This is a genomic window from Mogibacterium pumilum (assembly GCF_002243385.1).
In the GTDB taxonomy this organism is placed as follows: Bacteria; Bacillota; Clostridia; order Peptostreptococcales; family Anaerovoracaceae; genus Mogibacterium; species Mogibacterium pumilum.
On sequence record NZ_CP016199.1, the window covers coordinates 1,641,585 to 1,657,200 of the forward strand.

The following is a 15,616-nucleotide window of genomic DNA, read 5'->3' on the forward strand; positions in this document are numbered from 1 at the left end:
CTCTAAGGCTTTCCATGGACAGTGTAGCAGGATTAGCTTCAAGAGTGATTTCAGCTTCATCAGTTATGTTGAAATTCTCCTTTAGCGCACCGATTATCCTTGCAATCTGCTCGCTGGTGAGAAGCGACGGATTTCCACCGCCAAAGAAAATGGTATCGTAGCAGGCACGAGAACCGTTCTCTGAAGCAGCAGAGCCATCTAATGTTAATGATTGCTCAGTACTGCTTTCTAGTTTATTAAGCTGTTCTGACCTGATGCGTATCTCCTGGCAGAGCGCATCTACATATCGCTCTCGTAGAGCTTCGTCTGAAGCCCCGGATAAGAACGCACAGTAGTTGCACTTTCTGACACAGAAAGGAATATGAACGTATATACCAGGATTCTTATTTGTCGTCATCGAACTTCAGAACCTCTGTAAATGCCTCCTGAGGCACCTCTACTCTTCCGAACTGTCTCATACGCTTCTTCCCCTCCTTCTGCTTCTCGAGCAGCTTCTTCTTACGAGAGATGTCTCCGCCGTAGCACTTCGCAATTACGTCCTTACGGTAAGCCCTTACAGTCTCACGCGCAATTACCTTCTGTCCGATTGCAGCCTGAATTGGCACCTCAAACTGATGCATAGGAATTAGCTTTTTGAGCTTCGCACAGATTGCACGACCCTTTGCATATGCAGCCTCTTCAGGAACAATAGTGCTGAAGGCGTCAATGAGCTCCTTGTTGAGCAGTATATCTAGCTTGACGAGCTTCGCAGCTCTGTATTCCTTAAATTCGTAGTCGAGCGAAGCGTATCCTTTAGTCTTGGATTTGAGAGCATCAAAGAAATCATAGATCACCTCGTTGAGAGGAATCTCGTAGTGTAGCTGAACTCTCGTCTCAGTAAGATACTCCATGTGCACCATATTTCCACGTCTGCTCTGGCACAGTGTCATGATAGTTCCGACATAGTCCTTAGGTGTCATGATTTCAGCCGAAACGATTGGCTCCTCAATGTGCTGAATATCCGTCGGATCAGGCAGGTTCGAAGGATTCTGAACCATGATTTCTGAACCGTCCTTCATAACTACCTTATAAATAACGCTTGGCAGCGTTGTAATTACGTTAAGGTCGAACTCTCTCTCGAGCCTTTCGATTATTACGTCCATATGGAGTAGTCCGAGGAATCCGCAGCGATATCCGAATCCGAGCGCAGCGGAATTTTCAGGCTCAAAATTGAACGCCGCATCGTTTACCTGCAGCTTCTCGAGTGCGTCCTTTACATTCTCGTATTTCTCACCCTCTGCTGGATATACTCCGCAGTAAACCATAGACTGCGCCTTCTTGTATCCCTTGAGCGGGTGATCTGTCGGTGCTTTAGTCAGCGTAATCGTATCTCCGACTCTGGCATCGGCAACCTGTTTGATGCTGGCACATATGTAGCCTACCTCTCCTGCCTTAAGCTCCCTGGCTGGAACCATGCTAGGGATACAGTAACCTACCTCAATTACTTCGTAGTCCTTGCCGGTGTTCATCATGCGGATGAAATCGCCCTTCTTGACTCTACCGTCAAAGATTCTCGTATAAATAACGACACCCTTATAGCTATCGTAGTACGAGTCGAATATTAGACCCTTAAGTCTCTCGTCAGGATCGCCCTCCGGCGGTGGAATAACTTCAACGAGTTTCTCGAGCATCTCATCTATGCCGAGACCTGTTTTTGCAGAAATCTGCGGAGCCTCTTCAGCGTCGATTCCAATAATCTCCTCGATTTCAGCCTTTGCCTCTTCAGGTCTAGCGCTGTCCAAATCCATCTTGTTAAGAACTGGGAGGATCTCGAGATCTTCGTCTAGAGCCAGATACACGTTACCGAGCGTCTGTGCCTCTACTCCCTGAGTCGCATCTACAACCAGAACGGCACCATCGCAAGCAGCCAAAGAACGTGACACTTCGTAGTTGAAGTCCACGTGTCCCGGTGTATCGATAAGATTTAGCACGTATTCCTCACCATCCTTCGCCTTATATGCGAGCCTAGTAGTCTGGAGCTTGATGGTAATGCCTCGTTCTCTCTCGATATCCATATTGTCGAGAAACTGTTCCTTCATATCCCTCGATGCGACGAGTCCAGTCTTCTCAATTAGTCTGTCAGCAAGAGTCGACTTACCGTGGTCGATGTGAGCAATGATACTGAAATTTCTAATTTTCTTTAAGTAATCCATATTCGTCCTTATCTTAATTTATATTAATTCTTATTAATCCTCATCCGTATCTGCAATAGAAGCTATGAGCTCCTTGCAAGCGAGCATATTCACATACCCTGCCACAGCAAGCTCTAGAGCCAGCTTCATAGCAGTTTCTTTATCTTTGCAGCCTTTAATTTTATCCGCCACTCGTAAATATTCGTCATCTATAGTCCTGCAGTACTCATCATAGAAATGCTCTACATCCATGTGCTCCATTTCCGCTCCGAGCAAGAGACCAGCTTCCTTGACGCTCATGACTTGCTTGAACAAGCAAATAGCCGTCAGATATCCTATATGCTCACGGTCGTATTTCTTGCCATGTGCTCTAGGTAGAAGTGAACTCTTCATATAGTTGTTAATCATGGCAGGTGTGAGAGTTTCATCACCTTCACACTCAAGTCCAATGTGCTGCCTCTTCATATATCCGATGACTTGATCCATATATAGGTCGATATCCGGAATCTTATCCCAGCTCTCAGGTCTGGAATTCTTAAGTCTTGAGACGAGCTCGTTAATTCGTTCTGACATGTAAATACCTCTCTAAAATTTATACATTCTATTATACTTAATCACGTTCACAAATAATAGCTTTCATTCAGAAAATCTCCACATTAGCGTATTGCAATTTCTATAATTATTTAATATAATGTTGGAAACTATATATAGCCATATCGTTAATCATATATTGTTGTTTTTATTCCCCCAAACTATATGGTTGATAACCAATTATTCAGATGTTATATGGAGGTGAACGTAATGACAGAAATATGCGTACTGGGAGATTCAATTGCAAAAGGGATTGTGTTTGATGATTTTAAGCAGAAGTATTCAATTTTAAATGAAAATTTCGTCTCGCTGTTACAAAGCGAGTTCGATACAAAAATTAAGAACTTCGCTTCATTCGGAGCGACTATAAAAAAGGGACTCAAGATTCTCGAGCAGCGTTACTCGATTATTCAATCATATAAGTATACTTTAATTGAATTTGGAGGAAACGATTGCAACCTCGACTGGAATAAAATATCAGTAACCCCTAACTCTCAACATCCGGCTCAGACACCGTTGTCTGAATTTAAAGAGTATTATGAAAATATAATAGAAAAAACTATGTTTGCCGGAAGCCGTCCTATATTGCTCACTTTACCTCCTTTGAATGGAAAGCGTTTCTTTGAGTGGGTATCGCGAGATCTTAATAAGGATAATATCCTAAAATATATAGGTGGTGACACCGTGTCGATTGAAGATTGGCAAAACTCTTATAATGAAATGATTCTTGAACTCGCCGAAGAATATGGCATTCAGATCTTCGATATCAGAAAGCCTTTTCTTGAGCTAGGAGATTATAAAGATTATATATGTGCAGATGGTATGCATCCCAACGCTGCGGGGCACAAGCTTATTGCAAAATACCTTCGCGAGGAATTGGCTGCCCTCGAGTAATGATTCGTGTACTCATTAATAAACCTCACTGACATCTTGATATATCAAACTCATTAAGATATAATAACTGGGCGAATTATAACTATTTAAAAGAAAAGTGGGGTAAATTAAATGGCAAACATTAAATCCGCAAAGAAGAGAATCAGAACTATCGAAAAAAAGACTGCTCGTAACATCAGAGTTAAGAATCACGTTAGCGAAGCTGAGAAGGCTTTCCTAGCTGCTGTTAAGGCTGGTGACGTTGCAGAGGCAGAGAAGGCATTTAAGCACGCTGAAAAGAAGTTTATGCAGGCTGCTGCTAAAGGTACTATCCACAAGAATACCGTTTCGAGAACAGTTTCGAGACTCGCAAAGAGACTTAACAATCTCAAGGAGAGTAAGTAAATCTCACCCGTCCCCACAGCACATATATGTGCAGCGTATAAGTTAAAAATACGCCGGAACGAAGGAGTGTCTCCCTTCGTTCTTTTTTTTGCAAACTTTAGAATCAAGCAGAAAAGCATAGAAAAAACCGCCATACAGCGAGTTTCTATCTCTTCTATCAATATCTATTTTGAAGCACGTTGCTTAACAATTCGCTTTGGCCTGTACATCACATCGTGAATATTGGTCACTGTTGCAAACGCATCCGGATCCACTTCACGCAGATGTTTCATCAGCTTTGCGTACTCGTTTCTATTTACGATTACGTTGATTTCATCGAACTTATCTCCTGTAAATCCACCAGATGCCTCATATCTGGTAACTCCACTGTGCAACTCATTGATTATGTATTCGCATATCTCGTCGTTCTTCTTGGAAAGTATGCAGACCTTCAGTTTAGTGGTCATACCGAAGACATAATGGTCGATGATGATACCTGTTACATATGTACCTAGGATACTGAGGACTCCCGTCTTAGGATCATAAATGAATATTGCAGGCGCCGATATAAACAGACCAATTACAGATGTTGCAACTCCAAAATCAATATGTAGATATTTGTTAGCCATCTTGTAGAGCACATCTAGTCCTCCAGACGAGGCATTTCTCACGACCATGAGGGCAATTCCAAGGTCGCAGAGGAATAGATAACATATCATATCCAGAAACTGATCATTCATCACACCATGATAGTTTGGAGTGAAATGACCGATAATCATCATTACCACAGGTAATCCGACAGACGGATATATTGACTTAATTGTAAACTCACGTCCCACGAAGAACCACGAGATAACGAGAAGTATCAAGTTCAAGATAAGTATGAGCATCGCTTTTGACATAGGAACAAATTTACCAATTAGGATAGCGACACCTGAAACGCTTGCAATAGCAAGGTTACTAGGAACCATAAAGAAATATGTAGCTGCACCACAAATTATCATACCAATCGTGATTAAAATAAAATCTATAATACCGTTTTTACTTATCTTCATCTCTAACTTTCTCACTATAATCAAAACTTATATTTATTCTTCGCCTTCTGCAGCATAGATTCGCTTGATTCGGTTTTTCACGAATTCCATGAACAGCTCAAGGTGTGGCTCAATCCACTTCTCTCTCCTATACACAATCTGAGAGTACATCCTACATTTGAAATCCTTTTCAACATCAAGGATAACGACTCTTCCCTGCTCAAGTACTCCTACTATCGATGACTTGGGGATAAATGAAACTGAGTTACTATTCGCAACAATCTCGCTTATTGCAATAATCGAGCTGACTTCCATAATTGGATTATACTCTATACCATTGTCTTTACAGTAGTCATCGAGAAATCTTGGGTAGCTTACTTCTTGATCAGACGTGATAAATCCACTCTTTACAACCTCTCTAATCGGAATTTCCTTGCGTCCTGCAAGTGGGTTGTCTGGCGAAGCGATAAAAATCATATCTTCCGGATGATCAACGACTGTATTGCAGTCCTTATAAACCATCTTTCTGTCGATGAACAATGCAAAGTCAATTTCGTTTTGCTTGAGCTTTTCATACAGGTTGTCGAAGTAATCCGAAGTCTTGAGCATGAGCTTAATGTTCGGATAAGTCTCGCTAAATTCGCGCAGTAGTGTCGGAAAATACGCATTCGCCATCGAAGATGTCGTACCTATCCTGATTGTGCCGCGAATCTCATCATCTTGCTGCATGAACTTTCGTGCCTGTTCATTGGCTTTAAGAATCTGCTGAGCATAAGGAAGAAACCTCTCCCCACTCGAGGTGAGCTGAATTCCTTTTCCCATTCTATCGAATAATTTTGTGCCAAGTTCATCCTCAAGTTGCTTGATCTGAACTGTTACAGCGGCCTGAGAGTATCCCAGAGCACTTGCAGTTCGCGAGAAGCTGCCGAGCTCTGCCGCTTTAATGAAAGTGATTATAGTCTTAACTTCCATGAGATTATTTCCTCTACAAAAAGGTGTAGGCGAGACAAAAGTCCCACCCATCACCGATAAATCTAAATATTTGCTTTTAAATGAATCTCGCTCAAATTACTTATACGACTCAATCATAGCCTTGAATGCAGGTAGCGATCTCTTAATCATGTCGTTGCTTACACAGTATGAAAGTCTGAAGTATCCAGGGCAAGCAAATCCGTCTCCAGGAACTACGAGAAGGTTGTGCTCTAGCTTAGCCTTCTCGGAATATGCTACAGCATCTCCGTTTGGAGCTTTTACAAATAGGTAGAAAGCGCCGTCCGGCTTAGCGCACTCATATCCATACTCTGTTAGGGAGTTATAGAGAAGGTTTCTATTCTCTTCATAAGCTGCAAGGTCTGGCATCTCACCGACACACTCTCCGATAACCTTCTGAATCAGTGTTGGAGGGCAAACAGAACCGATTTCACGAGCTGCACCGGAAACTGTGTCATATACAGCCTTAGCGTCTGCGCACTTTTCAGGAACATATACGTATCCGATTCTCTCTCCAGGCAGAGATAGAGATTTTGACCATGAGTAGCATACGATTGTGTTGTCATATACGTTAGGGATGAATGTAACCTTAACTCCATCATATACAAGCTCTCTGTATGGCTCGTCAGCAACGATGTAGATTGGGTGTCCATACTCCTTGCTCTTTCTATCAAGAAGCTCAGCAATCTTCTTAAGAGTCTCCTCTGTGTAAACAACACCTGATGGGTTGTTAGGCGAGTTTATTACTACCGCAACGGAGTGCTCGTTGATTGTCTTCTCGAGTGCTTCCATATCAATCTGGAAATGAACAGTGTCAGCTGGAACTACTGCTAGCTTAGCACCTGCACAAGTAAAGAATACATTGTATTCAGGGAAGAATGGTGCGATTGCGATAAACTCGTCTTCTGGGGAAGTTGTCAGTGCGTGAGCAACAGATACTAGAGCTGGAGCGCATCCGCAAGTCATGAATAGCTCACTAGCCTTTGCGTTGCAGTTAAATCTAGCATTGAGATTGTCAGCGATTGCCTGACGTACGTTCTCAAATCCAGGAGCCATCGAGTAACCGTGAAGCTGGATAGAATCTGTGTTATCGATGAGGTTCTTGATTGTTTCATTAACCTTAGCAGGAGCCGGAATGCTCGGATTACCTAGTGAGTAATCAAATACGTTCTCCTTACCTACTACCTTAGCCTGCTGCAGACCATATGCAAAAAGTTCTCTGATTACAGATGGGGCTGTTCCCAGTCCGTGATATTTTTCGTTAATCATAAATTAACTCCTTTCCAATTCAAATAGCCATATGCGATTAACATCTCATTTGTAATTGTATTATATCACATGCAATTCTACATGATAGCATCAGTGGGTATAATTAAAAATAAATGCATGTTTTAATTATTCTAATATTTGCTCCTTGAGCCTGTAACTGTTACAATTACTGCAAGGCACTAAGTGATTGATTCCGGGGCAATATTTGTGCAATCGGGTTCACCATAAAATAATATATTATATTGTAATATTATTCTATTTTTCGAGGTAAGCGATGAAACTATCCCAACTTGGAGAACTTATATATGAATACCAGAAGCAAGGAGCAGTACTCGTAATAACGGATACTAATGTTGCTCCACTCTATCTGGATAATGCAATTTCGAGTATCGAAGCACGCGGATTCGACTGCGAAGGCTACGTTATACCTGCAGGTGAGGATTCAAAATCTTTTGAGACTTATAGCAAAATCATCGAGTTCGCCTCACAGATTTCGCTCACCAGAGCTGACGGTATCGTCGCACTAGGCGGCGGCATGGTCGGAGATATTGCAGGTTTTGTAGCAGCAACGTATATGAGGGGAATTAATTTCTATCAAGTTCCAACTACCCTTCTTGCAGCTGTCGATTCATCGGTCGGTGGCAAATCTGCAATCAATACGCATGCTGGCAAAAACTTAGTTGGAGCTTTTCACAAGGCAAAATTCGTCCTTCAGGATGCGTCACTCCTCGGCTCCGAGAACGACTACGTACGTCTCGATGGTTATGCAGAGGTTATCAAGACCGCTTGCATCTCTCGAAGCGATGAGTTATTCAAGAAGCTTGAGTCTGGTAAGTACAACATTCAAGAGATAATAGACGAATGCATTGCAGTGAAGACTTACTATGTCGAAAACGATGAAAATGACTCTGGAATCAGGCATATACTTAACTACGGTCACACACTCGCACATGCACTCGAGAAACTAAACAACTACGAGATTGGCCATGGTCATGCTGTCGCAAAGGGCATTGCCTTTGCAGCAAGCCTTTCGTACGATCTAGGGTGGTGCGACATAGATTGCCGAGACCGCATACACGCTCTACTCGAGAAGTTCGGGTATGACCTTTCATTTAAATTCTCACCTAGGGACATCGCCAATGCCATGGCTAGCGACAAGAAAAGGTCAGGTGATAGTATTAAATTTATTATTAATAGGGGTATCGGGCACGCTGAGATCAAGCTTATCTCTTTAAGTAAACTGGGAGAATTTCTAGCTACATATAACGAAATATGCCCCAATAGTTTGGCATTATCACATCGCGGCGCACCACTTTTTGCGCCAACGAAAATGGTTTCTGCCCCACCGTCTAAATCTTTTCTCCACAGAGAGATTATCGCGGCGATGCTATCCGGGCATGAATTCCCAATAGATGCTGAAGAGGCTTCAGAGGATATACTTGCTACACATGAAGCGGCAAAGACGATTTTAAGCCACATTAATTGCATATGGATTGGAAGCCTTAAGTCTAACGCCGTTCTCACAAGTGACAAGCTCGTACTTGACTGCAAAGAAAGCGGATCAACTCTCAGATTCATGCTCCCCATAGTCGCAGCACTTGGCCTAGAAGCTGAATTCAAACTTGCTGGCAGGCTAAGAGAACGCCCTATGCAGCAGCTAATCAATCAACTAGAGAAGCACGGTGCAAGTATAAATAGAAGCGAGACGGGAAATATTACAATCTCAACTAGCGCTAGACATATAACACCTGGAGAGTTTAGTTTTATGAACCCCGAGTCATCGCAGTATATAAGCGGACTGCTATTTGCCTTACCTCTGCTAAATGAAGGCAGCACACTCTACGTGCACGACAATCTCGAATCCTCGTCATACGTCATGATAACGCTCGATGTGCTTGGGAAATACGGTATCAAGGTGGATTATACGCACACAGATAGAGAATGGACATTTAACATACCTGGTAACCAGAAGTACACCTATTCATATTCAGCTCCAGAGGGCGATTGGTCAAATGCAGCTTTTTTGTTAGCACTCGGAGCACTTGGAAATAATCCAATTAGGGTGTGTAGCTTACCACTTCCATCGATGCAGGGCGATATGAAGATACTCGATTTCCTTGAAGATTTTGGTGTAACCGTGAACCGCTATCCCGATATAATGGATGTGAATGCTGGCACTGTAGATGTATTTCCATGTAGAAAGCTAATGGCAATCACTAGAATTGACGCTTCTGGCTGCCCAGATCTTGTTCCTATCATCGCTTTGGTTGCCAGCCTTGCAAACGGTATAACAGTTATAAATAATGCAGAAAGACTGAGATATAAGGAAAGCGACAGACTCACCAGCACATGCAGCGCGCTTAAGAATCTCGGTGCAAATATAACCGAGACAAAAGACGGACTAATCATAGAAGGAATAGATGCGCTTCGTGGCTCGTACGAAGGTATTGGATATGGTGATCATAGAATAATAATGATGCTCGCGGTTTCTTCCATCATATCCGAGGGCATAGTAAAAATCCATGATTCTGCGGCTGTTGCAAAGTCTTATCCGAATTTCTTTGAAATTCTAAACAAGCTCGGACTTGCAGACAATATTAAACTTGCATAAGTGCATGATGCGAGAGGAGGACAAATGTCTATTTACAAAGGTCATACACTTACATTAACAATATTCGGAACGTCACACGGCTCATCTATCGGGATGATGCTTAATGGATTTCCTGCGGGTCAAAAAATTGATTACCCTTCACTCGCAGAGTTTATGGCGAGAAGAGCTCCCGGTAATAGTCCACTTTCGACTAGCCGTAAAGAACCTGATCGCCCTGAATTTATCAGCGGTATAGTTTCTAGTAATACTAACGGCTTAGAAAAATTGGTAACTGACGGAACCGAGATAAAAGCTATAATCTACAATAAGGACATAAAATCCTCAGATTATTCGAAGCTATCAAATACCCCTAGACCCGGGCACGCTGATTACACTGCTCACGTAAAGTACGGTGGAACGGAGGATCCACGAGGCGGCGGAGCATTCTCTGGTCGCATGACTGCACCACTATGCATAGCGGGCGGAATTTGCAAGCAGCTGCTTGAAGAGAGAGGCATTTATATAAATGCTTCAATCTATGATATTCATGGAAATAAGTTCGAACCTCTATCTGAGATTAAAAAAGCGCAGGTGCTTCGTGACTCTGTTGGTGGAACGATATCCTGCACCATTAGCGGATTAGCTGCAGGATATGGCGGACCGCTATTTGAAGGAATCGAAGGACGAATTGCTGAGGCTATTTATGCGATACCTGCAGTCAAAGGCATAGAGTTTGGTGCTGGATTTGAATCGACACTCATGTACGGCAGCGATAATAACGATGAATTTTACTACGACGAGTGTGGAATTGTACGAACTCGAACGAACAACTGCGGTGGTATACTGGGTGGAATCAGCAATGGTATGGATATAGTGTTCCGCACCGCAATTAAGCCAACGCCTTCAATTGCAAGGCCTCAAAGCACTATACTCTATGATAAATGTGAAGAAACAGAAATAGAGATTCAGGGCAGGCACGATCCGTGTATAGTACCTAGAGCGATCCCTTGCGTGGAGGCGGCAGCGGCGGTAGTAATTGCCGATATGGTTTTGACAGAAGAGATTTCGAAAAATCGGTCAGATATAACTGACCTCTCTTCGCTCAGGTCATCAATTGACAAGATAGATATGCAGCTACTCGGATTAATCGAGCAACGACTAAGAATAGCCGAATCTGTTGCAGCTTACAAGCAAGAAAATGACCTCGAGATTGTAGATAATGATAGAGAAGCGGCCTTGCTGAAGAGGATACGGTCTCTATCAAATAAAGAACTTGTTGATCTAAATGAAGAAATATATAAAGCGATAATATCTGCGAGCTGTAAACACCAGGAAGCAATTATGAAATAGCCCATGACTCTAGTAGTTCTAGAAAATTAGTGCACTAGAAAAGCCTCGCCATTGTTTGGGCGAGGCTTTGTCTACAGTCTGAAGATGAGTCTTACAGCTCATCTTTTAACTTCTTTTTCGCTGCACGAAGCACTTGCTCCGTGTACCTCTTATCTACGTTATCTACTCCGTTTACGATAGCATCGACCATAGTATTGGCTGCCGAAGATGATTCCTTATCAGTAGCCCCTGATATCAGCACTTTCTTGGATATCGCCATTAGGAATTTGTCGAGTCCCGCAACTTCACTCGGCACGTATCTACCTGGACAGAAATAGAGCGGTGTATTTTGCATATTGATTTCATCGGTGAAATTAATTTCACAAATCTGCTGATAGTTCTGTGGATTATAATCCGAAATTCCAGTCACAAATATTATCAGTTTATCCGCGTGTGCCGCAATCTGTTTTCTGAATTTATCGAAGCCGACTATTCCGCTTCCTCTCAGCCAGCTGCCAAAAATCACCACATCGAACTGTCCAAGAGATCCGTAATCGAAGTTCTGTAGAGGGACCGCTGTGCATTTAAGCTCACCAGCAATCCACTCTGCATACTGCTTCGTAGAACCGCGTTTTGAATTGTATATAACTATTGATTTTTTACCCAAAAATATCCCCCACAATTCTATTTTAATACTTTACGTTCTCTTTACCGAGGAGCTGCTCTAACTCAATCATCAGGTTCTCATCAATGCTCACACCATTTGAAGATTTAAGTGGTTTTTTACCTGGCAAATAAATGAGCATCTCAATGTCTCCTCTGTGTGCCGAGGCTGCTCCGAGGATCCTATGCTGAATCTCTTCATTTCCAAGCTGTTCAGATAGCTCCTGACTAACTCTGAGTTTGAGATATTTCTTGCCTCTCTGTGCCTCTACATTCGCCTTATTTCCAGAATAACCTCTCATGTTATTACGTTCATAGTCGATTCCGTTCTGACTCTTGAATTCGCTGATACGTTCAATTTCAGTAACTTTATTGACCAGAATTTCAGGGTCAGAATCTTCCTTAAAACTCAGTTTGCCCTTGATAGCTACAATAGCATCATTCTCAAGCGTGTACTTAACCTTTGCATAATCTCTTGGAAATACAATTGCTGTAATCACACCATAATAATCCTCGATAGTAAGCCTTGCCATTTCCTGATTAGACTTGGTAATCATGCGGCGCAGGTCACCGACCATACCTGCCATGATAACACTGTCACCGTCCTGGAAGCTTCCCTTTGAGCTTTCACCCATGAACTCAGAACCGTTTTCATCATCACTGTTTGAATCAGAATCGAAGATTTCAGCAGTATTCGCAGTGATATTCTCATCTATCAAATCACGGTATTTATCGAGCGGATGGCCTGACAGGTACACTCCCATCATCTCCTTCTCCATAGCTAGTAGATGTGCCATGTCGAAATTCTGTATATTAGGTAACTCCGGTGCAGTCTTAACATCTTCCATAAGATCAGAATCAAGCTGGAACAGTGAAATCTGGTCCTTGGAAATCTTACGGGCACTGCTCTGTGCCGCTCCGACAACATCGTCACTTATCGCGAGAAGTGCGGCTCTATTTGGAGTAAATTCATCCATTGCACCTGCTTTGATGAGGCATTCAATCGCCTTTTTGTTAAGCTCTTCAGGGTCGATTGACTTGATGAAATCATATAGATTATCTATATCACGACCTTTCCTACCTTCTACTATCGCATCGACTATGCCGCTTCCAACATTCTTGATAGCGAGGAGTCCAAAGCGAATCTTACCATCCTTGGCGGTGAACTTCCTTTTACTATGTAGCACCGATGGTGGTAGCACTTCAATTCCGAGTTCTTTGCAGTTCCTTATGTAAGCCGCGATATGTCTCGCCTCGCCCATTACGCTGGACATCAGAGCCGCCATAAACTCAACCGGATAGTGAGCCTTGAGGTATGCAGTCTCATACGAGATAACTGCATAAGCTGCAGCGTGGGATTTGTTAAATGCGTATTCAGCAAAGCTGACCATATCGTCAAATATAGCCTCTGCTGCCCTCTCAGGTATGCCATTTGCCACACAGCCTGCAATTGCTGGCGTCCCGTCAGAATCATCCTTGCCGTGGATAAAGTATTTCTTCTCCTCCAGCATGACACTCATCTTCTTCTTGGACATCGCACGGCGCACGAGATCGGATCTGCCAAATGAATATCCGCCAAGCTCACGCACAATCTGCATTACCTGCTCTTGATATACCATGCATCCATACGTGACGTTTAATATTGGTTCCAGGTGTGGATCTAAATACTTAACGTTCTCAGGGTTCTTCTTGTTGTCTATGTACTTAGGAATCGAATCCATCGGACCCGGTCTATAAAGCGAGATACCGGCTACGATATCTTCAAAGCATGATGGGTTTAAGTTCTTCATAAACTCGGTCATGCCCGCACTTTCAAGTTGGAAGATCCCCTGCGTATTACCCTTGGAAATCATCTCATATACGACTGGATCATCATAATCCATCTTGCTAAAGTCAATTTCCACACCGTGATTTTCTTTAATCAGCTGAATCGCCTCGTTAATCATGGTAAGGTTTCTAAGCCCTAGGAAATCCATCTTAAGAAGCCCCAGTTCCTCGATTGTTGTCATGTTGAATTGAGTAGCTATACCCTTATCTGACATATATAGTGGAACATACTCATCGAGAGGCATCTTACTGATTACGATTCCCGCAGCATGTGTCGAGGAATGGCGCGGCATACCCTCAACTGCCATCGACATGTCGAGGATATTTTTTACAAGAGACTCAGATTCGTATCTCGCCCTCAAATCGCGATTGATATCGAGAGCTTTGCTGATAGTCATACCAAGCTCAGCAGGTATTGCCTTGGCGATGGAATCAGCCTCCGCATAGCTCGCATTGAGCGCTCTACCTACGTCACGCACAGCAGCCTTCGCCTTGAGGGTTCCAAAAGTTATAATCTGAGACACCTTTTCCTTGCCGTACTTTCCAACCACATAGTCGATTACCTCCTGCCTTCTATCAATGCAGAAATCAACGTCTATATCAGGCATGCTGATACGTTCTGGATTAAGGAATCTCTCAAAAATCAAGTTGTACTTAATCGGTTCTATCTCAGTAATAGCAAGGCTATACGCCACGATACTTCCTGCCGCAGACCCTCTTCCAGGACCTACTGGAATGTCATTGCTCTTTGCATAATGAATAAAGTCCCATACTATTAGAAAGTACTCGACGTACCCCATCTTCTCAATCACTTCGAGTTCACTCTCTAGCCTGTCTCGATATATAGAGCCCTCCTCGAGAGCTTCACTTCCATATCTTCTCTCAAGCCCCTGATAGCATAGCTCCCTCAGGTACTCATTGTTAGTCATGCCTTCAGGCGGTATAAACTCAGGCAAATGATATTCGCCAAACTCGAACTCCACATCACAGCGTTCTGCAATCTTGTGCGAGTTCTCAATAGCTTCAGGATGTTCTGGGAATAACTCGAGCATCTCAGCCTCACTCTTAAGATAAAACTCATCGTTGGCAAATCTCATACGGTTTTCATCATCTACCGTTGCACCCGTCTGGATTGCGAGAAGTACGTCGTGAGCTTTAGCATCACTTCTCTTGATGTAATGAGCGTCATTAGTAGCGACGAGAGGCGATCCTATATCTTTGGAGAGCTTCGTTAACCCCTCGATAGCAGGCTTATCATCGTCAAGAAAGTGATTTTGTATCTCAAGGAAAAAATTATTTTCTCCAAATATTTCGCGCAATTCAAGAGCCTCTGCTTTAGCTCCCGAGTAATCGCCGTTTAATATCTTTCTCGGAATAGCACCAGCTAGACACGCAGATAGACAAATAATTCCATCACTATGCTCACGCAGCAAGCCCTTATCTACTCGTGGTTTAAAGTAAAAGCCCTCTGTAAATGCAGCTGATACGAGCTTCGTCAGATTCTTATACCCCGTCATATTTTCCGCTAATAGTATGAGGTGATTCATGCTCCTATCACGATCTGGATCTTTATCGAAACGCGTTCTCGGAGCGACGTAAACCTCACATCCGATGATAGGTTTAATGCCATGTTTTTTGCATGATTTATAAAAATCAATAATGCCAAACATAACACCATGATCTGTAATCGCCAGCGAATCCATTCCCTGGCTCTTCACATACTCGGGTGCTTTGCTGATTTTAGACATGCCATCAAGCAAACTATATTCGGAGTGAACATGTAAATGTGTAAATGCCATCTATACCTCTTTACTAATAAATGTAGTAATTAATAAATAATAATTTAAAAATAATTTTTCTTTCAGTTAATAAATTGTATCACAAGAGCTCTAAAA

The 15,616-nt window shown here is 42.8% G+C and carries 11 protein-coding genes and 1 pseudogene; 4 read left to right on the forward strand and 8 right to left on the reverse strand.

Translation table 11 applies throughout. The annotated features are described in order from the left end of the window. The 3 genes and pseudogenes from AXF17_RS09245 to AXF17_RS07865 all read right to left on the reverse strand — a co-directional run. Window positions 1-397: pseudogene (locus AXF17_RS09245) on the reverse strand (hypothetical protein); the annotation flags it as partial. Then, window positions 384-2,192, reverse strand: coding sequence for a translation elongation factor 4 (gene lepA, locus AXF17_RS07860; RefSeq protein WP_094234537.1), 1,809 nt, complete (start codon window positions 2,190-2,192; stop codon window positions 384-386). The gene lepA and the pseudogene AXF17_RS09245, both read right to left, overlap by 14 nt. Window positions 2,193-2,225: 33 nt before the next feature. Next, entirely contained in the window at window positions 2,226-2,744 is a 519-nt protein-coding gene (locus AXF17_RS07865) for a DUF1836 domain-containing protein (protein ID WP_094234538.1), read from the reverse strand. Window positions 2,745-2,972: 228 nt separating this feature from the next. On the opposite strand from AXF17_RS07865, the gene AXF17_RS07870 reads away from it, so the two are divergent. Further along, window positions 2,973-3,656, forward strand: coding sequence for an SGNH/GDSL hydrolase family protein (locus tag AXF17_RS07870; protein ID WP_157682601.1), 684 nt, complete (start codon window positions 2,973-2,975; stop codon window positions 3,654-3,656). Window positions 3,657-3,767: 111 nt separating this feature from the next. Next, on the forward strand, window positions 3,768-4,040 hold the full coding sequence (rpsT, locus tag AXF17_RS07875; RefSeq protein ID WP_094234540.1) for a 30S ribosomal protein S20: 273 nt from the start codon (window positions 3,768-3,770) through the stop codon (window positions 4,038-4,040). 164 nt (window positions 4,041-4,204) lie between these two features. Here the strand turns inward: rpsT and AXF17_RS07880 are convergent, their stop codons facing one another. The 3 genes from AXF17_RS07880 to AXF17_RS07890 all read right to left on the reverse strand — a co-directional run bounded on the left by AXF17_RS07880 (window position 4,205) and on the right by AXF17_RS07890 (window position 7,312). Then, on the reverse strand, window positions 4,205-5,074 hold the full coding sequence (locus AXF17_RS07880; RefSeq protein WP_094234541.1) for a YitT family protein: 870 nt from the start codon (window positions 5,072-5,074) through the stop codon (window positions 4,205-4,207). Between the two features lie 33 nt (window positions 5,075-5,107). Beyond that, on the reverse strand, window positions 5,108-6,025 hold the full coding sequence (locus AXF17_RS07885) for a LysR family transcriptional regulator (RefSeq protein WP_169711342.1): 918 nt from the start codon (window positions 6,023-6,025) through the stop codon (window positions 5,108-5,110). A gap of 96 nt (window positions 6,026-6,121) precedes the next feature. Continuing rightward, a complete protein-coding gene (locus tag AXF17_RS07890) occupies window positions 6,122-7,312 on the reverse strand; it encodes a pyridoxal phosphate-dependent aminotransferase (RefSeq protein WP_094234543.1) in 1,191 nt (396 codons plus the stop codon). Between the two features lie 274 nt (window positions 7,313-7,586). Here AXF17_RS07890 and aroB point away from each other — a divergent pair, with 274 nt between their 5' ends. Continuing rightward, entirely contained in the window at window positions 7,587-9,923 is a 2,337-nt protein-coding gene (gene aroB, locus AXF17_RS07895) for a 3-dehydroquinate synthase (RefSeq protein ID WP_094234544.1), read from the forward strand. A 24-nt stretch (window positions 9,924-9,947) separates the two neighbouring features. Further along, entirely contained in the window at window positions 9,948-11,252 is a 1,305-nt protein-coding gene (locus AXF17_RS07900) for a chorismate synthase (protein WP_094234545.1), read from the forward strand. A 91-nt stretch (window positions 11,253-11,343) separates the two neighbouring features. Here AXF17_RS07900 and AXF17_RS07905 read toward each other — a convergent pair whose 3' ends face one another. Beyond that, complete coding sequence (locus AXF17_RS07905) at window positions 11,344-11,898, reverse strand: flavodoxin domain-containing protein (protein ID WP_157682602.1); 555 nt, start codon at window positions 11,896-11,898, stop codon at window positions 11,344-11,346. Window positions 11,899-11,920: 22 nt separating this feature from the next. Further along, complete coding sequence (locus AXF17_RS07910; RefSeq protein ID WP_094234547.1) at window positions 11,921-15,520, reverse strand: DNA polymerase III subunit alpha; 3,600 nt, start codon at window positions 15,518-15,520, stop codon at window positions 11,921-11,923. Between the last annotated feature and the right edge of the window lie 96 nt (window positions 15,521-15,616).

What these genes read in the sequence shown, in the direction of transcription:
- lepA (WP_094234537.1), bottom strand. Translation starts at nt 2,192, where the DNA reads ATGGATTACTTAAAGAAAATTAGAAATTTCAGTATCATTGCTCACATC.
- AXF17_RS07865 (WP_094234538.1), bottom strand. Translation starts at nt 2,744, where the DNA reads ATGTCAGAACGAATTAACGAGCTCGTCTCAAGACTTAAGAATTCCAGA.
- AXF17_RS07870 (WP_157682601.1), top strand. Translation starts at nt 2,973, where the DNA reads ATGACAGAAATATGCGTACTGGGAGATTCAATTGCAAAAGGGATTGTG.
- rpsT (WP_094234540.1), top strand. Translation starts at nt 3,768, where the DNA reads ATGGCAAACATTAAATCCGCAAAGAAGAGAATCAGAACTATCGAAAAA.
- AXF17_RS07880 (WP_094234541.1), bottom strand. Translation starts at nt 5,074, where the DNA reads ATGAAGATAAGTAAAAACGGTATTATAGATTTTATTTTAATCACGATT.
- AXF17_RS07885 (WP_169711342.1), bottom strand. Translation starts at nt 6,025, where the DNA reads ATGGAAGTTAAGACTATAATCACTTTCATTAAAGCGGCAGAGCTCGGC.
- AXF17_RS07890 (WP_094234543.1), bottom strand. Translation starts at nt 7,312, where the DNA reads ATGATTAACGAAAAATATCACGGACTGGGAACAGCCCCATCTGTAATC.
- aroB (WP_094234544.1), top strand. Translation starts at nt 7,587, where the DNA reads ATGAAACTATCCCAACTTGGAGAACTTATATATGAATACCAGAAGCAA.
- AXF17_RS07900 (WP_094234545.1), top strand. Translation starts at nt 9,948, where the DNA reads ATGTCTATTTACAAAGGTCATACACTTACATTAACAATATTCGGAACG.
- AXF17_RS07910 (WP_094234547.1), bottom strand. Translation starts at nt 15,520, where the DNA reads ATGGCATTTACACATTTACATGTTCACTCCGAATATAGTTTGCTTGAT.